Origin of the sequence: Mesorhizobium sp. Root695 (assembly GCF_001428185.1) — a bacterium.
GTDB lineage: Bacteria > Pseudomonadota > Alphaproteobacteria > Rhizobiales > Rhizobiaceae > Mesorhizobium.
Genome location: NZ_LMHO01000011.1, coordinates 144878 through 164960 on the forward strand (window position 1 = coordinate 144878; position 20083 = coordinate 164960).

Sequence of the window (20083 nt, forward strand, 5' to 3'; positions counted from 1 at the left end):
CTCCATCAATTTGCGGCAGCGCAAAGAAACGCTGCGTCAGGTCATCTAGGTTCTCCTCATCCACAACGGTTGAGAGACAGGAGACTGAAATGATCACGCGACGCGAAGCTCTGTTCGGTGCAGCGATTGGCGCTGCCGCCGTGGCAGCACTGCCGGCATTTTCGGCAACTGTGACAAAGGCAGATATTCGAGGGCTCGCCCGAGAGAAGATCAAGCTCGTGGCACCACCTTTCGTGCATCCGCACGATCAAGTCGCCAAGGGTGGACCGAAGATCGTCGAGTTCACCATGACGATCGAGGAAAAGCCAATGATCATTGATGCCGATGGTACAAAGCTCAACGCGATGACCTACAATGGCTCGATCCCCGGTCCGCTCATGGTCGTGCATCAGGACGACTATCTTGAGCTGACGCTCATCAATCCCGATACCAACTCCCTCGCCCACAACATCGACTTCCACGCTTCGACCGGTGCGCTGGGCGGCGGCGCCCTCACCTTGATCAATCCCGGCGAACAGGTGACCTTGCGCTTCAAGGCGACGCGAACGGGAACGTTCGTCTATCACTGCGCGCCTGGTGGCGCGATGATCCCTTGGCATGTCGTCTCCGGCATGAGCGGCGCCATCATGGTCCTGCCGCGCGATGGGCTCAGGAACGACAAGGGCGAGCCGGTCAAATACGACAAGATCTTCTACATCGGCGAGAACGACTTCTATATTCCGCGAGACGACAAGGGCAACTTCAAGAGCTACGAATCGGCCGGTGACGGTTACGACGACATCGTCAAGGTGATGCGTGGGCTGATCCCCACGCATGTCGTGTTCAACGGCAAGGTTGGATCCTTGACCGGCGACAACGCCATGAAGGCGAAAGTCGGCGAGACCGTGTTGATCGTCCATTCGCAGGCCAACCGCGATACGCGGCCGCATCTGATCGGCGGGCACGGCGATTATGTCTGGGAGCAGGGCAAATTCGCCAATCCGCCGGCCAAGGATCTGGAAACCTGGTTCATCCGCGGCGGCTCGGCTGGCTCGGCGCTCTATACGTTCCTGCAGCCGGGTGTCTACGCCTACGTCAATCACAATCTGATCGAGGCTGTGGAACTCGGAGCGACCGCTCACTTCATGGTCGAGGGCGAGTGGGATGACGACCTGATGACGCAGGTCGAGCCGCCTAAACCCGTCGCCACCAACTGACGGCACTCCAATCTGCCCGGATAGCGTCGCTGTCCGGGCATGGACAAAAGCAATGTCTCCTTTCATCCTCAAAGTTTTCTCGGTTGCCATGGCGGCCGCAACGGTTCCAATGGGCTTGACCGCCATCGGCCGGAACGGACATCGCGAGCCCCACCCTGCCGCCATGACAGTCACCTTGGTGCCCGGTCCGATCACCTATCCCCTGCCGGGCGAGTTCTTGAGGAACGGACGCCCGCAAGCAAATCTCCGGCTCAGGCGACAGTTCCACGAACCCATCGAAATCATGACCTATCAGGTCAGCGTGTCGGACTATGCGGACTGCGTGTCGGCTGGCGGCTGTCAGCCGGCACAGGAGACGCGCGCGATCCCGAGCAATGCTCCCGTTACCGGAGTGAGCTATCTCGACGCCAATGCCTACGCCCAATGGTATTCGGAAGTGACAGGCGACGACTGGCGGCTGCCGTCCGATGAGGAGTGGGCGTTTGCCGCGGCAGAGCGGTTCGCAGGGGAATTCGAGGGTGTCGAAAACGACGCCAGCAACCCCGCCAGACGATGGCTCACCAGCTACAAGGCCGAGGTGGACCTCAACCGCAAACCAGACCCATTGCCCAGGAGCCGTGGCTCTTTTGGTGTGAACTCCCAAGGCCTCGCCGACTTTTCCGGCAACGTCTGGGAGTGGACTTCGACCTGCTATGTCCGCACCACGTTGGCCGCGGATGGAAGCGTTGCAAGTTCGGTCGACAATTGCGGCGTCCACGTCCTTGAGGGGCTTCACAGAGCCTACATGTCAAACTTCGTCAGTGACGGGAAAAGCGGAGGCTGTGCCGTCGGCACGCCTCCCGACAATCTGGGATTCAGATTGGTCCGTGACCATTCGGGATGGGCAAGCCGGATCCTTGGTGGGCTTGGCATCGTCTGAAAAGCAGGAATAGCGGGCCACGTCTTCTCGACCGTCGCGAGCCCGCCCGCCGCCCCTCGCCTCACCGTGCCTTGGGTGTCGTCAATGCGGTTCCGTGGATCAGCAGGAAGCCGGCGAATGCAGCCACCCATGCGGCGCCGGCCATATCGATCACCGCGCCTGAGGGGAAGAAAGCGGCCAGGATTCTCAATGTTCCCGCGAGCAGGATGGCCACGAAGATGAACGAGGCGCCGTTCCCAGCCTTGAGCGTTCTTCCTGTGTGTCCGAGCGTTGCGCGGGTCATCACGGCGAGCGTCATGGCTCCGACCGCACCCGTTCCGAGCGCGTGGAGCCCCGCAGCAGCTGGCACGGCGGAAGGAAAAAGGATCGAAGCCGATATAAGGCCGAGGCCGACCGGCACGAAGGCATATGCAAGATGGAGGATGAGCACGAGCGGATCCCGCAACGTGCGTTCGCCAGCCCAGCGCGACAGACGCCACGCCTGGCAGATTGCAGCGACCGCCATAAGCATTCCCGAGGCGTGGTTGTCGGGGGCGAACGTCCATGCTCCCAGCGCGATAGCAGAGATGGCTATCGATACGATGTCAAAACGGCCGAACGGCGCGGGCAGCCTGCCAGGATTTTCGCGAACGAGCCAGTTGCGCGTGAAGCTCGGAATGAGGCGCCCACCGATCAGCGAGATGAGCACGATCGCCGCGGCCATACCGAGCCTGCGGCTGATGTCGGATGTGCCTTGAAGGTGCGCCTCGATATGGAACATGCCGTTGGCGCACGCCAGGACGGCAAGCGGCAACAGCACCTTGAGATTGCGCCAGTTCCGTCCCGCGACGATCTCGCGGGCCGCCGCGGCAGCGACAGCAAGCAGAAAGCAGCCATCGATCACGGCCGCTGCTTCCCAGCCAATATCGGCCGAGAAGAAAACAGCCGCACGCCCAGCAAGCCACAGGACCACCAGCGCCAGCAGCGGCAAGCCTTGCACGGGCAGCCGGCCGGTCCAGTTCGGGATGGCGGTCAGCAAGAACCCGGTAACGATCGCCGGCAGATAGCCGAACAGCATCTCGTGAATGTGCCAGTCGACGGCAGCGAACGCACTGTGGGCATCGAGTTCGCCGGCATACATCGGCAGCCAAAGCAGAATGGAGAGCGCGGCATACAGCGACCCGAGGAAAAAGAAGGGCCTGAATCCGTAGGAAAGAAATGCGGGCCCAGTGTAGGCCCGCAGGCGTGGAATTCCCATGATCTGCGTCTCCAAATGAACAGGGCCGGATGAACCGCCGCTCTCGGTTCGTCCGGCCCGCGCCCGCCTCGCCTATGGCAGGCAGACTGTATGCCTCAGTTGGCCGGAACCTGGGTGAACAGGTCGGCGAACACCGTTTTTGCCTTGCCAGGATGCTTGACCGCCTTGGCGGTATCGAGGTTGACCGGCTTGCCGACAACGATCAGCGCGACCATGCCCATTCCGTAGTGGGGCGCGCATTTGACACCGTAGACGCCCTCCTTCGTCAGCGTGACGGTTATTTCCTCACTGGGCTTTCCCTTGAAAGGCTCGGCGCCGTCCGGAATCATGCCCTTGATCGACTCGGCATCATGCGTCTTGTCGGTCGGCACGAACTTCACGGTGTCGCCAGGAGCTGCCTTGACGAAGGCCGGCTGGAAAACCATTGCGCCCTTTTCGCCCTTGTTGAGCATTTGCACCACATGCTCTTCGGCGCTTGCGCCGCTAGCGAGCGCAAGGATGGAGATTGCGGCGGCGAGGATGGAGAGTTTCATCGATTTGTCCTTTGTTCGTGTTCGCGGCATTGCGCCGTTCCACGCCATCTAGCCAGATGCGGCTGGGAACAATTTGCGCTGGCGCAAACTTGGGACAAGAAAGGTCTCCCGCACGACTGATGCGGACCATGGGCTGTGAGGTATCCGCTTGGCTGCGCTGGACCGATCGCTGATATCGCTGCTGCCCCTCTTCCAGGGGATGGAGCCCCAGGAGCAAAGCGAGATCCTCAAAGGCGCTCGATCGTCACACTACGCCAAGGACTCCTCGATCCGGTAGCTCAGCATCACCGCCACCGTTGCCGGCCATTTTCTCATGATCTCGTCGACGACCATGTCCCGACCGATCGAACTGAGTTCCTTCACGATGGGGTCCCCGCGATTTGCGAAGCCTCGTGATATATCCCGCCCGCGCTGCCTTCGTTGCACTTTCGCAACTTCATAGAACTGGCGCTGAACCCTCTCGGGTTGTTTCGAAGGACGATAAGTGCCCATGGCACAGCCTGGATCGACGGTTCGCAAGACCCGTCAGATGGCAGTACCAACGACGGCACCAATACCGGCGGTCAGCGCCATTGCCAGCGCCCCCCAGAAGGTGACGCGAACAGTTGCCCTTAACACATTGGCGCCGCCGGCTTTGGCCCCAATGGCGCCCAGAACCGCCAGGAACAGGAGCGAGGCGACAGACACCGTTGCGGCAAGCCAGGCGGCCGGCGAAACAAGCACCATCGCCAATGGCATGGCCGCGCCAACCGAAAATGCAGCCGCCGAGGCCAAGGCAGCCTGGATCGGTCGCGCCGTCGTCACCTCGGAGATGCCAAGTTCTTCGCGAGCGTGGGCGCCGAGCGCATCCTTCGCCATCAATTGGTCCGCGACCTGCAGGGCCAGCGTTGGCTCCACGCCACGTTTGACATAGATCTCCGCAAGTTCCTGTCGCTCGAAGTCTGGCTGCGTCGCCAGTTCCCCTTTCTCACGGGCAAGGTCGGCTTGTTCGGTATCGGACTGCGAACTGACCGAGACATATTCGCCGGCCGCCATCGACATCGCGCCTGCGACCAGACCGGCGACACCTGCGACGAGAACATCGGCGGCCGCGGCGTTGGCTGCCGCCACGCCAACGATCAGGCTCGCCGTCGATACGATGCCGTCATTGGCGCCGAGCACGGCGGCTCGCAGCCAGCCGATGCGGGAGATGAGATGGTTTTCAGCATGCAAGCGGCTCACGGTGTCACCCCATACGCCGGGCCGCCGGGAGCAGCATCCTGACCAGCACGTCCGATTTCACATAGAAATGCTGCCACAGCGCCGCCGCGGCATGGAGGCCAACGACAATGATGATCACCGGCTTGGCGAGTTCGTGAATCTCACCCATCACTCGAAAGCTGAAGTACCATGCCAGCGCCCCGGTAATCGGCATCCCGAAAATGAACAGGTAGAGCAGGAAATGGGCGACCGCCGAAGTCCGCTTCAGCAGGACGCTTTCTTCGGGCGGCGCGGCCGGCACACCATGCCGTAGACGGACTGCAATCCGCCAGATCGCCAGCACCAGAACGGCCAAACCGACATAGACATGAATATTCGCGTTGAGGATGTCGCCAGCTGCCGGCTCGGTGCCGCGCGAGAACGCCCGGTAAGCCGGCTTGATGTCCTCACCGATTACAAGCTGCAGAACGACCAGCCCTGCGATAGTCCAATGCAGAAATATCTGGGTTCCAGTGTATCCGGCCGGCTCGTTGGCAACAGTCATAGGCAGCTACCTCGCTTGAGAGAACCTTCCTACCTTGCTGCATATGCGACCATGTTGATCTAGGACAAGTCAATTCACCGTTCCCCTCTCGCTTTCACTATCCCCTCGCAGTTCGAACTCGGCTGACAGCCAGTTGTCAGCTTGGTCGTGGGATATTGCCTCCGAAGCGGACTCGATGAACCGCCCTGCAAGATTCAACGTGGAAATACAATTCCGATGAAACAGATTGCCTTGTCGCTTTTCGTGATCGCCGCCTCCGGCGCCTATGTCTGGGATCAGGCCGGCAAGAATCCGGCAAACGACATGCTCGGCGAAGCGCTGCCGGCCAACGCAGCCGGAGCGCCTTCCGTGCAGCCAAAAGAGCCCGGATCCGCTGTGGCTTTGCCGATGCTTCGGACCTCGCCGGCGCCTCTCGATGCCCGGCTCAGAACAAGGTTCCCGATTGCCCGGGAAACGACGGCTGCCATAGCAGTGCTCGCCAAACGGCCAAATGAACCAGTCAAGCAGACAGTGGCTCCGGTGGCACCACAACCGTCGCCAACGCCACTAGCGCCGCAAGTGGCTTCGGCTGACTCCGATCCTGCGCTACCAGCACCTTCCTTCGCCATAACTCCCGCCGTCTACATACCGGTCCCCCAGCCGAGGCCAGCATACCCGGAGACGCCAGCGCGCATCATCCGTACAGGCACGAAGCTCGCAGCACATGGCTATACCGATGGCGTCTACACCGGCCCCGCGGCCGATGCCTATTACGGTATCATCCAGATTCAGGCCCTCGTGCAGGGCGGGCAGCTTACGGCGCTGAAAGTGCTGAAATATCCTTCCGATCGCCGCACCTCCATCAGCATCAACAGGCAGGCGCTGCCCATGCTGCGCGACGAAGCGATCCGCGCCCAAAGCGCCAATGTGGACATTATTTCGGGCGCGACGCTGACCAGCAGGGCTTTCATCCAGTCGCTAGGCGGCGCGCTGAAGAAAGCATCGTCCTAGTTCCATGCGTGAAACGCGCATTTTGATGGGAATGCCCATTACGGTCGACATCGGCGGCGCGTCGAACGCTGAGCTGATCGATACGGTCTTCGGCTATTTCGAACATATCGACCGGCGCTTCAGCACATATCGGGCGGACAGCGAGATCGCTGCCATCAACCGCAGCGACATTCCGGTCGTCGACTGGAGCAGCGAAATGATGGAGGTGCTGGCCATTGCCAAACAGACGAAAGACGAGACGGCCGGATACTTCGATATTCGCAAGCCCGACGGGTCGCTCGACCCTTCCGGCATCGTCAAGGGCTGGGCCATTCGCAATGCGGCAGGCATCGTTCAGCGAGCCGGCATCAACGATTTCTTCATCGAAGCGGGCGGGGATATCCAGTCTGGCGGCAAGAATGCATCGGGCCATGACTGGAGCGTCGGCATCCGCAATCCCTTCAACGCGGATGAGATCGTAAAGATCGTCTATCCCCGCGGTCGCGGCGTCGCTACCTCCGGCACCTATGTCCGCGGTCAACACATCTACAACCCGCATGGAATTGGCAGTCCGATCCAGGACATCGTCAGCCTGACCGTGATCGGCGCCGATGTGCTCGAAGCCGATCGTTTCGCCACCGCGGCCTTCGCCATGGGTCGGGACGGCATTCTTTTCGTCGAGCAGACACCTGGCCTGGAGGGATATCTCGTCGACGCCAATGGCCGCGCAACGCCGACAACCGGGTTCGGAGCCCTTTGCCTGCAATGATCAAGACCATCGACCGATTTCTCGATCACCTGACCATGTACAGGCTGGTCCTCTACTATCTGATGGCGCTGGTCGGCGCGGCGTTCGTGCTCGGCTTCGTCAAGCTGGTACCACATGATCCGACTGCGCTTGCCTTCACGACAGCGCTTGCGCTGGCCGCCTGCTGGATCACCAACAAGGTCTTTGCGCTTGTCTTCGCAGTCCCGGCCAACAACGAGTCCGTCTACATCACCGCGCTCATTTTGGCGCTCATTCTCGATCCGGTTGCCGTCACGGACATAAAGGGGATTGCGGCGATGGCATTCGCAGCCGTCTGGGCGATTTCATCCAAATTCATTCTCGCGATCGGCCGGAAGCACCTTTTCAACCCGGCTGCTCTGGGCGTGGCGCTGTCGGCGCTGCTGCTCGACCAACCAGCCACCTGGTGGGTTGGCGGCAATCTGCCGTTGCTTCCGCTCGTTCTCGTCGGCGGCATGCTCATAGTCCGCAAACTGCGCCGGCTTGACCTCGTCTCGACCTTCATTGTCGTGGCGCTGGCGACCATCCTGGCAACCACGGATCCATCGCAATACTGGACCGCGCTCACGGAGACACTGGGTTCGTCGCCTCTGCTGTTCTTTGCCTTTGTGATGCTGACCGAGCCGCTGACCGCGCCGACGATGCGTTGGCCGCGTATCGCCTTTGCCGCCATCGTCGGCTTTCTGTTTGCTCCCAACATCCATATCGGCTCGTTCTATTTCACGCCGGAACTGGCGCTGCTTGCCGGCAACCTGTTTGCCTATGCGGCGGGCCCCAAGGGACGCTTCGTGCTGACCTTGGAACGCATCGAGCAATCGGCTGTCGACAGCTTTGACTTCGTCTTCCGGTCGCCGCGCAAGCTCGCCTTTGAGGCCGGCCAGTATCTCGAATGGACGCTTGGCCTCGATCGTGCCGACAATCGCGGCAACCGCCGCTATTTCACGGTCGCCTCTGCGCCGACGGAGGAGACAGTCCGTCTCGGTGTCAAGTTCTATCCGCAATCAAGTGCCTTCAAGCGCGAATTGATGACCATGAAGCCAGGCAGCACGATCCATGCCGCGCAACTGGCCGGCAACTTCACTCTGCCCGCCCAGCGTGAAACCAAGATCGCGTTCCTGGCCGGAGGCATCGGCATCACGCCGTTTCGCTCGATGCTGCAATATCTCCTCGACCGCAAGGAGCGGCGACCGATCGTCATTCTCTACGGAACAGAAGGCCAGCAGGACATCGCCTATCGCGACGTGCTTGGCGCCGCCCGGCAGGAACTTGGTATCAAGACGATCCACGCCGTGGCGCGAGGGGGCGAGCGCGGGCAATATCCCGGATACATCGACGAGCGCCTGATACGTCTGGCTATACCCGACTACCTCGAGCGCACTTTCTACATTTCCGGCCCGCAGGCGATGGTCAAGGCGCTGCGTCAGAAGCTGCTGGCCATGGGCATTCGCCGCTCGAAGATAAAGGTCGACTATTTCCCGGGTTTCGCCTGAAGCATGCTCAACTGTGTCGCGGCAAGGAAATGGCCACCGCCAGACCCGGATCGGCATTGGCCATGGCAAGACGTCCGCCATAGGCTTCGACGATATCGGATACGATGGCCAGGCCAAGACCGCTGCTGCCGCCCTTGCTGTCGAGCTGGACACCACGTGACAGCGCTGACTCCCGATCGACATCCGGTATACCTGGGCCATCGTCCGCAACACTGACGGTCACCTCGTCCCAGGCAATGGATGCACCGACACGGACTGACGATTTTGCGTAGCGCGCGGCATTCTCCACCAGATTGCCGAGAATTTCTGACAAGTCGCCTTCGTCGATCGGCGCCGTCAGATTTTCCGCGACATCCAGCTTGAATGAAAGCTGCTTGCCGCTTGGTGTCCGTTTGACCACGGCAATGACGCCGGCCGCCACGTCCGACACAAGGCAGGATGCCTTGCCGGAGACGCCGGGCGCGAGGCGGGCGCGCGCGAGCTCCCGCTCGACATGGCGCCGGATCGCTCCGGCGCTCTTCTCGATCTCATCGGCCAGCTCAGTTTCGCCTTTTTTTCTCAACGCGCGGATATCGGCCGACAGGACTTGCAGCGGTGTCTTGAGACCGTGCGCCAGATCGGTGGCGCGCGAGCGCGCTCGCGCAAGTGCCTTCTCCTGGGCATCGAGTAGGCGATTGATTTCGTCCGCGAGCGGCTGGACTTCGCTTGGTGCCGCCACCTCAAGCCGTGCAGTTCGTTGTGCAATCACGTTTCTCACCGAGACCCGTAAGGTTTCCAGAGGCGCGAGACCGACGGTGATCTGGATGAAGAAGGCCGCCATGAGAGCAATGGCGAGCAGAATGAGGGCTGGTGCAAGGTCGCGGACATACCCGTCGACGGATTCCTTCACCGTTTGATGGTCTTCCGCCACGACGGCGCGAAACGATCGGCCGCTGGCGTCGATGATCGTGCGCTCGACGGCGATGGTGAGCTCGCCTTGTGGCCCTTTGAATTCCTTGATCTCCCTGAGTTCGCCGTTGGTTGCGTGATCAGGCAAAGCAAGCGTCGCGTCCCACAATGAACGCGAGCGGACGAGGTTGCCCGAACCAGTATCCTGCACCTGCCAGTAGTGGCCGGAAAAGGGAATGGAGAAACGCGGATCGGCCAGGGTTGCCTGGACCGAAAGACGGCCATCGGCGGCGAAATTGGTCGCGCCGATAAGGTCGTTCAGGTCGACGGTCAGCTCGCTGACAACGCGCCGCTCGACATTCAGCTCGAACAGATAGCGCAGTCCGACACCAGCGATGGCAAGAGCAACAAGGATCGAAATCGTTGCCGCCAACCAGAGCCTGAAGCGGATCGAGTTGCCCATCAGCGGGTATCGTCTGGGACGAAGTACCCGAACCCGCGCCTCGTTTCGATGACGTCACTCCCAAGCTTGCGACGCAAACGCGCGACGATTACCTCGACCGCATTCGGATCGCGGTCGTTCCCTGAATCGTAAAGATGCTCGGCTAGTTCGGTCGGCGCCACCACCCGCCCGGCATGATGCATCAGAAACGCCATGAGCCGGTATTCCAACGGCGAAAGCGCAATGGGAATGCCGCGCAGTGAAATGCGCATCTGGCGTGTGTCCAGAAGCAGTGGCCCCGACTTGAGCACTGGCGCGGCCTGCCCGGTCGAGCGGCGTAGGATTGCGCGTAACCGGGCAAGCAGCTCTTCCATTTCGAAAGGTTTCGGGAGGTAGTCATCAGCGCCAGCATTGATGCCTTCGACACGTTCCGTCCACATGCCCCTGGCGGTCAAGATGAGAACCGGGAACCGGCGGGCGTTGGCTCGCCAACGTTTCAAGATCGTGAGACCATCGAGCTTGGGCAACCCGAGGTCTAGGATCGCAGCATCATAGTTCTCCACATCGCCTGCGAACCAGGCAGCCTCTCCATCGCGAACGGTATCAACCGCCATTCCGGATGCCTTGAGGACTGTAGCGATATCGGTCGCGATACGAGGCTCGTCCTCGGCCAGGAGGATCTTCATCAGTCGCCCTCCCCCTCGCGCATGATGGCACCGGCGCCGGCGTCGACGTCGATAGTCTTTCGCCGGCCATCGGCACCGACGACCTGAAACCGGTAGACCCATCTGTTGGCCTGGCGGATGAGGTCGACCGCAACAACGTCGCCGGGGGCTTTGGCGCGAACAACGTCCAGTATATCGGCAAGGCCTTTGATCTCGCCGTGCTCGTACAAATCCCGTGCCCGGTCATGGTCGCCGTCGTCGTCCTCATCGGCACGGGTTGCGAGAGGCATGGCCAGGACAAGTCCAGCGAGACCCAGCACCGCCAAACACTTCAACTGGCTTTTCATCGGCAAGGCATGTCGCACATTGAAGCTTTCAATTTGCTGTCAGTCATCCTCAGCCCGCAGCAAGCAAAGGGTCCATATCAAGGCATCATCGCGTCCAATCATGGCCGCGCCGAGAAGGATACCAGACCATGCGCAATTCAATGTTTGTCCTTGCAGCACTTGCAGGCCTCACGATCTTTGCCCTGCCGGCGGCCGCTGAATCGGAAGAAGGATCATGTGGGGCGCCACCGTCTGTTGTCCCGTCCGGCCCCATCGACCTGCAGGCCATCCCGATGCAGGACGCAACCACCCCGAAAGCCATCAAGGGTGATGACGATGCGTGTGACGACCGGCAGGGCGATGAGGCCGACGAAAACGACTAGATCTCTCGTTCGCAGTGCGTGGCCCACTACAGCACATAACGCTCGCAAATGTCGTCGGCCAAGGCTCGCTGCAAGGCCGGCAATTATCCAAGGTCCCTTGCCAATTTCTGGAGAGTCTTCGTGGTCCCCATTCAACATATCCACCCCATTCTTGTTCATTTTCCTATTGTTCTGATCTACACGCTTGTGGCTATCGACCTTGTGGCGCTGGCTGGCGGCAGCGCCGTCACCGGGAAATCGGGCGCTGGTACGATCTCTACTTTTGTGGCCTTGGCTGCCGGAGTGTTCGCCATTGGTACCTGGTTCTTCGGCGGTCTTGCCCTGGATCACGCCGAAGCGGCCGGCTTCAGCAGCGATATCGCGGAAATCCACGAAAGCCTGGGGGGTATCACTGCCTTTGCCTTTCTGATCTGGGGACTTGTGAGGCTCGCGCTTTGGATACGCAACCGCGAGTTTCGGGCTGTGACGATCACCATTCCTCTGATTGAAATTGGCGGAGCGGTGTTGGTCACTGCGACGGCCTACTATGGTGGACTGCTTGTCTACGAACTTGGCGTGAATGTCGCCAAGACCGCAATCGCTGGGTGACGGGCACGCGCCCGTCATTCGCGATCTCGACTTTGGACCATTTGCCTCGGTGGCAAAATGATTCAGATCAAGGCGCTTCATGCATGGGACTTCTAAGAAGCCGGAGGTTTGGAGAACTCCGGAGAGCGAACATGCAAGCCGAAGCCATAATGAGCAAGCCAGTCGTCGGCATAGATCCGTCCGCATCGATCGCTGAGGCGGCCGGGATGATGCTCATCAAAAAGATCAGCGGCTTTCCCGTCATTCGCGGCGACGGCACCCTGGTGGGGATCGTCAGCGAGGGAGATTTCTTGCGTCGCGGGGAACTGGGCACGGAGCGCAAGCGCCCGCGCTGGCTGGAGTTTCTCGTCAGCCCCGGAAAGGCCGCCGATGAATATGTCCACGCCAATGGGCGACGGATCGAGGAGGTGATGTCGCAAGATGTGGTCACGGCATCCCCTACCGCATCGCTCGCCGAGGTCGTCGAGCTCATGACGCGGCACCATGTGAAACGCATTCCGGTCGTCGACGCTGGGAAAGTCGTCGGCATCATCACCCGCTCTGATCTTCTGCGGGCATTGCTCAGCGTCCTTCCTGATGCAGCCCCTTCAGCCATCGATGACGAACAGATTCGGCAGGACATCATGACCGAGCTAGCGACACAGAAATGGGCCGGCAAGGACTTGATAAACGTGACGGTGAACAAAGGCGTGGTGAAACTGAGCGGCGCCATCTTCGACGAACGCGAGCGCCAGGCAGCCATTGTAGCAGCCGAAAACGTCGCCGGCGTCAAAGCTGTCGAGGATGATCTCTTCTGCGCCGATCCCGTGTCCGTCGTCCTTGTTTCGTAGCGGTGGCACGACCGGGTTGGTGTCGCCAGCGGCCATGCCAGCGGGTTTCGACGTTGCATGGAGGATAGGTCCACCTGCGAAACAGCAGAAATGCTTCTAGAAAGAACAGATCGTCCACGAACGTCACGACTTCCTCAAGGCTGATCTGCTCGATGCACTACGATTGGCCGGCTGCGTCCTGCAGTCGTGCGATTAGGTCGCGGTTGCGACAGTAATCTGGCGGAACATCTGCTTGCTGATGTTCGTCAAGCCAGGTCGAGCAATCATCCTGATGCCCGCAAGAACGACAGCGGTCCACCGCCCGATTGGTGACGCCCGCATGGTCCGGCACCGATTTCAATTGTTTGTCGACCCCGAGCTTCTGCATCATGCGACCCATCAAAGCGGTTCTGGCGTCGACTGAAATCAGGTAATCGAGAAGGGTCATGTTGATCGCTCTTGCCTACTGGCCATCATTGCACTGTTGGCGGCCGGCGGCGTTGATCTCGATCAACAGACGGCATCATTGCCAACCCCTGAGCGCTCAACAGGAAGCATGGCGCTAAACCGAAGCGACAAGGCGGTCGAGAAAGGGCCGCTGACCAGCAAGAGGTTTTTCCCGGGCAAGGTCTAGATCCAGCCATTCACCACGGTCCACCTCGGGAAACGACTGCACGCGGCAGCTACGTCGTGGCCGTTCCATCTCGAATATGTTGCTGCGCAACGTCGCGGTGTCGAAATCGCCTTCAGCGCGAAAGCAGTGATGAGTTTGCTTCTTCGCTGGCGCAACTCACCCAAATTGACCAGGGCTCCCTTGGGCTCCCAGCCCGTCTCTTCCGTGAGTTCGCGCCGCGCCGCGGCTTCTGGAAGGTCGCTTTCGTCGAACTCGCCCTTGGCGATGGACCGGGCGTCAAGATCGCGGCTTTGTCAGAATGGGCCGCCCGGATGGACGAGCAGCACCTGCAGCGCCTTGGCGATCTACGATAGGGCAGAATGCCCGCGCTTCTTCTCATCATCGCGTCAAGCCTCCCCACGCGGCCTATGATCTGGGATAGCCCGCATGAACCTTTGGCCCTCTGTCGATCAGCTGCTCCGCCCCCTTCCGGTGCGACTGGCGGCTCTTTTGTCCGAAAAACAAGCGCTTGGTCGCCTCCGAGGCCAACAGATAGAGCGAGGTGATTGCGACAAGCCCGGCAAGCACGGGGAGCGGCAAGGGCACGAAGCCGAACCGGGCTGCAAACGGCAGATAGGGGATCATGATCGCGACAATCCCGACACCCAATGTAAGCCAGGCGAGTAACGGGCTTGGGCGGCTCGCCCAGAAAGCGCTGTGGGTGCGCACAATGAGCACGATAGCAAGCTCCGTCAGCAGCGACTCGACAAACCAGGCAGTCTGGAATGCGGCCTCCGTGACATGCGCGAAGAACAGAAGGAACGCGAAGGTCGCAAAGTCGAACAGCGAACTGACCAGGCCAAAGCTGATCATGAACCGTCGCACAAATCGGATGTCCCAGTGGCGAGGCTGGCGCAGTTGGTCGGCATCGACGTTGTCGCTTGCGATGGCGAGCGAAGGAACGTCAGAAAGGAAATTGTTGAGCAGGATCTGCTTTGCCAGAAGCGGCAGGAAAGGCAGGAACAGCGAGGCGACAGCCATGCTGATCATGTTGCCGAAATTGGCGCTGGTGGTGATTGAAATATATTTCATCGTATTGGCGAATGTCTTGCGGCCGTCGTCGACGCCGCGCACGAGCACGCCCAGATCTTGCTTGAGAAGGATAATATCGGCCGCTTCGCGCGCGACATCGACAGCGGTGTCGACCGAGATGCCTATGTCTGCCTCATGAAGGGCGGGCGCATCATTGATGCCGTCGCCAAGGTAACCAACGACATGGCCCCTGCTCCGCAAGGCCTGAACGATGCGCTCCTTCTGGTTGGGATCGATCTCGACGAAGAGATCGGTGTGCTGCACGCCCGCAAAGAGCGCGCTCTTCGTCAATTTCGAAAGTTCCTCGCCGGTCATGATTCTGTCGAGGGGCAAGCCGACCGCTTGGGCAAGATGTGCGGCAACGTACCGGTTGTCGCCCGAAATGACTTTTACCGCGATGCCGCGGTGGGCGAGCTCGGCAAGCGTCTTCTCGACTCCTTCCTTTGGCGGGTCGAGGAAAAGCAGGAAGCCCGCGAAGACGAGATCGATTTCGTCTTTCCTACTGAACGTTTTCCGGCTCTCAAATCGACGAATTGCCAGGCCCAGAACGCGATAGCCATCCGCGCTCCAGCGCCGGAATTTTTCGTCGATCGCCGCACGCTGCTTCTCATCGAGGGGTTCCAGCCCTTTCGCCGTGCTGACGAAGCCGCACGTTTCGAGGACATTTAGTACGGCGCCTTTGGTGATTAGAAGATCTTCGGCATCCTTGGTCCGCACAACAACGGATAGGCGCTTGCGAATGAAATCATAAGGGATCTCGTCAACCTTGGTGAAAGCGGCCAATGATGCGCCTTTGCCCGGTGCACCGGCGATCGCCTCGTCCAGCGGGTTCTTCAGTCCGGTCTGCAAGGTTGCGTTGAGACGTGCCCAAAGCAGGATGTCGGTTGACGCATTGCCGTCGACGTCAAGCCATCCGTCTAGGTGGATCACGCCTTCCGTCAGCGTGCCGGTCTTGTCGGTGCAGAGCACGTCCATGCTGCCCAGATTCTCGATGGCGTCGAGACGGCGCACGATGACGCCATTGGCAGCCATCGCGCGAGCCCCTCTAGCCAGCGTCACACTGATGATGGCCGGAAGGAGTTCCGGTGTAAGACCAACCGCCAATGCCAGCGAAAACAGCAGCGATTCAATCAGTGGGCGATGCAGCATCAGGTTGGCGAAGAACACCAGGATGACAATCGCCAGCATGATCTCGGTCATCAGATAGCCGAACAGTCTTATGCCCCGGGCAAACCCGGTTTCGGGGATTTGGCGCTCCAGGGCAGCAGCGATCGATGCGAATTCAGTGCCGGGGCCGGTCGCTGCCGCAAGCACGGTTGCTGTGCCGCTGCGAACCGAAGTGCCCGTGAAAACCGCATTGCTGCGCTGTGCCACCGAAGCCTCGCGCGCCGACCGCCCCGGCGCCTTCACGACGGGAAAGGTTTCGCCGGTCAGCACGGCCTCGCTGACATTGAAATCGCGCGCGTCCAGAATGACACCGTCCGCAGGAATGAGGTTTCCGGCCGAGAGGCGGATCACGTCGCCCGGTACGATGTCTTCGGCAGCAACCGAGCACTCTACGCCGTCACGCAACACAATAGCTCTGCGCGAAATACGCTGTTTCAGTGCTTCGGTCGCCCGCGACGCACCGTACTCCTGGGTGAAGCTCAGGACGCAGCTTGCCAGCACGATCGCGCCGATGATCGCAGCCTCCTGGCCCTCCCCGACGAAGGCCGATACGCTGGCCGCGAAAATGAGGATCAGGACCAGCGGGCTCCGGAACTGGCGGGCAAACACTGCCAAGGCCGACGCGCTTGACGTCGCCGCCGGTGTGTTTCGGCCGAATTTTGCGAGCCTCGATGCCGCTTCGGACGAAGCAAGCCCCGAGGCTGAGGTCTCAAGGCGTAGCAGGAGGTCATTGGTCTCGATCGACCAATAGGCACCGTCCTCTGGCGAGACGGATTGCTGGTCAGCTTCGCCTATCATCAATACGACATGAAACGGTTGATGCCGCTCTCTTCGATCAGCGTGCGGGTGACGCCACCAAACGCCCATTCCCGCAAGCGGCTATGGCCATAGGCGCCAGAGACGATGAGGTCCGCATGGATCGAGCGTGCGAATGTTAGCAACCGGTCGCCGTCAGCCTCGCCGGCGATCAGCTCAGTTCGCGCCTTGATGCCATGGTGTTCAAGAAAAGCGGCGACATCGTCAAGGCTGTCACGACAGCTCTCATCGCGGTTGGTGTCTATCGTGGCGACGACAACCTCGTTGGCCTTGGCCAAAAAGGGCAGCGCATCTGCCACCGCCCGTCTCGCCTCCCTGGTGTCCTTCCAGGCAACCAGCACGGTTTTCGCAAGGATGTGTTCTACATTGCCTGCGGTGACCAGGACTGGCCGCCCGGCACCGAGTGCAAGGCTGCCGATATCCACAGCGCGAAAGACGTTGTCTCCATATCCGCCGCCGGTGACGATGAGGTCGGCCGCCCTGGCCGAAACGCTGAGGAACCGGGTCGGACTGCAGACGGCTTGTCCCCATTCGCTTGTAATCGAAGCTGGCACCAGCCTCTCGAACACTTCACGCAATTCGGCAAGCCGCTTTTCGATTTCCGTTCTTTGAATCTGCATGATCTCGCCTTCGTAGACCATGCCGTCGCCTGTCGCGACCAGCGGCGGGACATCAGCTGCCGCCAAGCCGATAAGATGGGCTCCAAATCGTTCGGCAAGTTCGATCCCGACCCGCACAATGGGTGCGGGAGTCGCATCGATGGCGAGGTTCACGATAATTGACTTATAGGACATTACGGCGCCTTTCGCTGAAACGATGCAATGCGTAATGAATTGCATTCGCGAGCGCTCAATGCCTTGATGCGCGTCAAGGACCGCCAACCGCCAACCGCATCTGCGTCCGAAAACGTCTCGATCCGTTTTGCGTGTGCGGCGAGAAGTGATAGTTAGCCCCAGTAGCACCGTCTCGAACCCAGGAACCTCAGGTGATCCAAGACGAAGCGCCAGTCGGGACGACACTGAAATCACTCTTGTCACGAATGTTCGATCAGGCTCCGGGCTTTATTGCGCTCATGCGCGAACCAGGTCACGTTTTCGAGCTGACCAATGCCGCCTACCAGCGATTGATCGGCAACAGGCAAGTGATCGGAAAATCAGTGCGGGACGCCTTTCCCGAGCTCGAAGGAGATGAGTTTTTCGAACATCTGGACCATGTGTACACGACTGGCGAGCCCTATAGGGGTCATGGGGTGAAGGTTGGCCTTCGCAACAAAGCCGACGGACCGGCAGAAGAGCGCATCCTTGATTTTGTCTATCAACCGATCAAGGCTGACGATGGCCGTATCACCGCGATCTTCATCGAGGGGACGGATGTCAGCGAACTCTCCTTTGCAAACGCCGCGCTTCGGCTGCGTGAGGACCATTTGCGATCGATCCTGGCAACAGTGCCGGACGCGATGGTCGTCATCGACGAACAGGGCCGGATCCAGTCGTTTAGCACCGCTGCCGAAACGCTGTTCGGCTATCAGTCAGGCGAGGTCATTGGTAAAAACGTCAATATGCTGATGCCTTCACCCTATCGCGACGAGCATGATGCCTATCTGCTTCGCTACCTGACGACGGGAGAGCGCCGGATCATCGGGCTCGGCCGCACCGTTACCGGGGCACGCAAGGATGGCACGACTTTCCCGATGGAGCTTTCCGTCGGCGAGATGCATCCGGGAACCGGACGCTTCTTTACCGGCTTCTGCCGCGACCTGACCGAACGCCACCGGGCAGAAGCAAGAATCCAGGAGCAACAGCAGGAACTCCTTCACATGGCGAGGTTTACCGCACTCGGCGAAATGGCTTCGACGCTTGCACATGAGATCAACCAGCCGCTCACCGCGATCACAAACTACCTCAAGGGCAGTCGTCGGCTGCTCGAGAAGAGTACGGAAGAGAACGCGCCTATGCTGCGGGATGCCGTGGACAAGGCAGCTGAGCAGGCCCTGCGGGCAGGAGACGTCATCCGCCATCTGAGGGATTTTGTTGCAAGGGGCGAAAGCGAGCGTCAGGTCGAACGACTGCCGGCTCTGATCGAGGAAGCCTCGTCGCTCGCCCTGGTCGGTGCAAGGGAGGTAAATGTCCTCGTCAGCTACAAGCTTGACCCTGCCGCCGAACTGGTCTTGACCGACCGCATCCAGATTCAGCAGGTTCTGCTCAACCTGATGCGCAACGCGGTGGAGGCCATGCAGGACGCGCCTCGCCGCGAATTGAAAGTCACAACCGTTGCCCGGGATGATGGGATGGCCGAGGTGAGCGTGATCGATACTGGCCCAGGCCTCGCGCCGGAGATCTCGGCACAACTTTTCCAGCCATTTGTAACCACCAAGAAGCAAGGCATGGGTGTCGGCCTTTCCATTTGCCGCACCATCGTTGAATCGCATGGCGGCCACATATGGGCCGAGGCAATGCAGGCCGGCGGAACCGCCTTTCGGTTCACCTTGCGCATCGTGGGGAAAGACGAGGTTTCCAATGGCCGATAGTGATCTGGTCCATGTTGTCGACGACGACGTCGATGTTCGCAAGTCGCTCGGTTTTCTTCTGGCCACAGCGGACTTCGCTGTGCGCCTGCACGAATCGGCCACAGCTTTTCTGTCGACGGCGCCGCGCAGTCTCGACGGCTGCATCGTCACCGACGTACGCATGCCGGGCATAGACGGCATCGAGTTCATGCGCCAGCTCAGAGCAAGCGGACATACAATTCCGGTGATCGTTATGACGGGCCATGCCGATGTGGCGCTCGCCGTTCAGGCAATGAAGGAAGGCGCTTCCGATTTCATCGAAAAGCCGTTCGACGACGAGATGCTGATTGGCTCGATTCGCTCCGCGTTGGCCAACCGCAACCAGGCGAATGCAGCGCATCCGCAGTCTACGGAAATCCGCGGGCGTCTGGCGACCCTGTCAGAACGCGAGCGGCAGGTGCTGGACGGGCTTGTGTCGGGTCTGCCCAACAAGACCATCGCCTATGATCTTGGAATCAGCCCGCGCACAGTCGAGATCCATCGCGCCAACGTTATGAGCAAGATGGGCGCGGCCAGCCTTTCACATCTTGTGCGCATGGCGCTGATCGTGGAATCCAGACCCTAGGTGTTTGATCCCGAGCTTTGATGGTGCATTATTTTCCTTGGAATGGAGGGATGCACTGTGGGACAGATTCTACATGGCAGCGCCACGACGACAGAGGCAGTCCGTCGAGCAATACAGAATAGTGAAGAGAGCCTGAGAGCGCTTTCGAAGCGCTACGGCATCAATCAGAAGACCGTTGCCAAATGGAAGAAGCGCACGTCCGTTGCGGATCTTCCGACTGGCCCGAAAGATCCGAAATCAACGGTCCTGTCGCTTGAGGAAGAAGCAGTCATCGTGGCTTTTCGGAAG

At 60.3% G+C, this 20083-nt stretch carries 20 protein-coding genes and 2 pseudogenes; 11 read left to right on the forward strand and 11 right to left on the reverse strand.

The annotated features are described in order from the left end of the window. Positions 1-89: 89 nt before the first annotated feature. Complete coding sequence (gene nirK, locus ASD99_RS13010; RefSeq protein WP_056583777.1) at positions 90-1196, forward strand: copper-containing nitrite reductase; 1107 nt, start codon at positions 90-92, stop codon at positions 1194-1196. A gap of 52 nt (positions 1197-1248) precedes the next feature. Next, a complete protein-coding gene (locus ASD99_RS13015; RefSeq protein ID WP_057143883.1) occupies positions 1249-2115 on the forward strand; it encodes an SUMF1/EgtB/PvdO family nonheme iron enzyme in 867 nt (288 codons plus the stop codon). A 61-nt stretch (positions 2116-2176) separates the two neighbouring features. Here the strand turns inward: ASD99_RS13015 and ASD99_RS13020 are convergent, their stop codons facing one another. The 4 genes from ASD99_RS13020 to ASD99_RS13035 form a co-directional block, all read right to left on the reverse strand. Next, positions 2177-3352: an NnrS family protein gene (locus tag ASD99_RS13020; protein WP_056583782.1), complete on the reverse strand. Its 1176-nt coding sequence runs from the start codon at positions 3350-3352 to the stop codon at positions 2177-2179. A 95-nt stretch (positions 3353-3447) separates the two neighbouring features. Beyond that, entirely contained in the window at positions 3448-3885 is a 438-nt protein-coding gene (locus ASD99_RS13025) for a pseudoazurin (protein ID WP_056583788.1), read from the reverse strand. A gap of 525 nt (positions 3886-4410) precedes the next feature. After that, positions 4411-5106, reverse strand: a complete 696-nt coding sequence (locus tag ASD99_RS13030) for a VIT family protein (protein WP_056583795.1) — start codon at positions 5104-5106, stop codon at positions 4411-4413. 4 nt (positions 5107-5110) lie between these two features. Next, positions 5111-5629 (reverse strand): cytochrome b, encoded by a 519-nt coding sequence (locus ASD99_RS13035; RefSeq protein WP_057143884.1) that lies wholly within the window; start codon positions 5627-5629, stop codon positions 5111-5113. Between the two features lie 216 nt (positions 5630-5845). On the opposite strand from ASD99_RS13035, the gene ASD99_RS13040 reads away from it, so the two are divergent. The 3 genes from ASD99_RS13040 to ASD99_RS13050 are packed head-to-tail and all read left to right on the forward strand — an operon-like array spanning position 5846 to position 8875. Continuing rightward, on the forward strand, positions 5846-6619 hold the full coding sequence (locus tag ASD99_RS13040) for an FMN-binding protein (RefSeq protein ID WP_244497723.1): 774 nt from the start codon (positions 5846-5848) through the stop codon (positions 6617-6619). Between the two features lie 25 nt (positions 6620-6644). Then, positions 6645-7367, forward strand: coding sequence for an FAD:protein FMN transferase (locus ASD99_RS13045; protein WP_244497725.1), 723 nt, complete (start codon positions 6645-6647; stop codon positions 7365-7367). Continuing rightward, positions 7364-8875: an RnfABCDGE type electron transport complex subunit D gene (locus ASD99_RS13050; RefSeq protein WP_057143886.1), complete on the forward strand. Its 1512-nt coding sequence runs from the start codon at positions 7364-7366 to the stop codon at positions 8873-8875. Before ASD99_RS13045 ends, ASD99_RS13050 begins: the two co-directional genes overlap by 4 nt. Before the next feature lie 7 nt (positions 8876-8882). Here ASD99_RS13050 and ASD99_RS13055 read toward each other — a convergent pair whose 3' ends face one another. The 3 genes from ASD99_RS13055 to ASD99_RS13065 are packed head-to-tail and all read right to left on the reverse strand — an operon-like array spanning position 8883 to position 11160. Continuing rightward, the gene (locus ASD99_RS13055; protein WP_057143887.1) at positions 8883-10226 is read right to left on the reverse strand and encodes a sensor histidine kinase; all 1344 of its coding nucleotides are present in this window, start codon (positions 10224-10226) and stop codon (positions 8883-8885) included. Next, positions 10226-10891, reverse strand: a complete 666-nt coding sequence (locus ASD99_RS13060) for a response regulator transcription factor (protein WP_056583819.1) — start codon at positions 10889-10891, stop codon at positions 10226-10228. Before ASD99_RS13060 ends, ASD99_RS13055 begins: the two co-directional genes overlap by 1 nt. Beyond that, positions 10891-11160, reverse strand: a complete 270-nt coding sequence (locus tag ASD99_RS13065) for a PepSY domain-containing protein (protein WP_244482782.1) — start codon at positions 11158-11160, stop codon at positions 10891-10893. The genes ASD99_RS13060 and ASD99_RS13065 overlap by 1 nt, the downstream gene beginning before the upstream one ends. Before the next feature lie 197 nt (positions 11161-11357). On the opposite strand from ASD99_RS13065, the gene ASD99_RS13070 reads away from it, so the two are divergent. From ASD99_RS13070 to ASD99_RS13080, 3 genes are all read left to right on the forward strand, one after another. After that, positions 11358-11579 (forward strand): hypothetical protein, encoded by a 222-nt coding sequence (locus ASD99_RS13070; protein ID WP_057143888.1) that lies wholly within the window; start codon positions 11358-11360, stop codon positions 11577-11579. 120 nt (positions 11580-11699) lie between these two features. Continuing rightward, complete coding sequence (locus ASD99_RS13075) at positions 11700-12167, forward strand: DUF2231 domain-containing protein (RefSeq protein ID WP_244482783.1); 468 nt, start codon at positions 11700-11702, stop codon at positions 12165-12167. A gap of 131 nt (positions 12168-12298) precedes the next feature. After that, the gene (locus tag ASD99_RS13080; RefSeq protein WP_056583832.1) at positions 12299-12997 is read left to right on the forward strand and encodes a CBS domain-containing protein; all 699 of its coding nucleotides are present in this window, start codon (positions 12299-12301) and stop codon (positions 12995-12997) included. A 157-nt stretch (positions 12998-13154) separates the two neighbouring features. On the opposite strand, the gene ASD99_RS13085 is transcribed toward ASD99_RS13080, so the two are convergent. The 4 genes and pseudogenes from ASD99_RS13085 to ASD99_RS13095 all read right to left on the reverse strand — a co-directional run bounded on the left by ASD99_RS13085 (position 13155) and on the right by ASD99_RS13095 (position 17458). Continuing rightward, positions 13155-13424, reverse strand: a complete 270-nt coding sequence (locus ASD99_RS13085; protein WP_057143889.1) for a DUF6455 family protein — start codon at positions 13422-13424, stop codon at positions 13155-13157. 114 nt (positions 13425-13538) lie between these two features. Then, positions 13539-13992, reverse strand: a pseudogene (locus ASD99_RS32145) (NUDIX domain-containing protein). A 23-nt stretch (positions 13993-14015) separates the two neighbouring features. Beyond that, the gene (mgtA, locus tag ASD99_RS13090) at positions 14016-16646 is read right to left on the reverse strand and encodes a magnesium-translocating P-type ATPase (RefSeq protein WP_057143890.1); all 2631 of its coding nucleotides are present in this window, start codon (positions 16644-16646) and stop codon (positions 14016-14018) included. Further along, entirely contained in the window at positions 16646-17458 is an 813-nt protein-coding gene (locus ASD99_RS13095; RefSeq protein ID WP_057143891.1) for a universal stress protein, read from the reverse strand. Before ASD99_RS13095 ends, mgtA begins: the two co-directional genes overlap by 1 nt. 245 nt (positions 17459-17703) lie before the next feature. Between ASD99_RS13095 and ASD99_RS13100 the strand changes: the two genes are divergently transcribed. The 3 genes and pseudogenes from ASD99_RS13100 to ASD99_RS32150 form a co-directional block, all read left to right on the forward strand. Next, entirely contained in the window at positions 17704-19191 is a 1488-nt protein-coding gene (locus ASD99_RS13100; protein WP_244482788.1) for a PAS domain S-box protein, read from the forward strand. Continuing rightward, on the forward strand, positions 19181-19795 hold the full coding sequence (gene fixJ, locus ASD99_RS13105; RefSeq protein ID WP_057143892.1) for a response regulator FixJ: 615 nt from the start codon (positions 19181-19183) through the stop codon (positions 19793-19795). Before ASD99_RS13100 ends, fixJ begins: the two co-directional genes overlap by 11 nt. A 57-nt stretch (positions 19796-19852) precedes the next feature. Beyond that, a pseudogene (locus tag ASD99_RS32150) lies at positions 19853-20083 on the forward strand (IS481 family transposase); the annotation flags it as partial.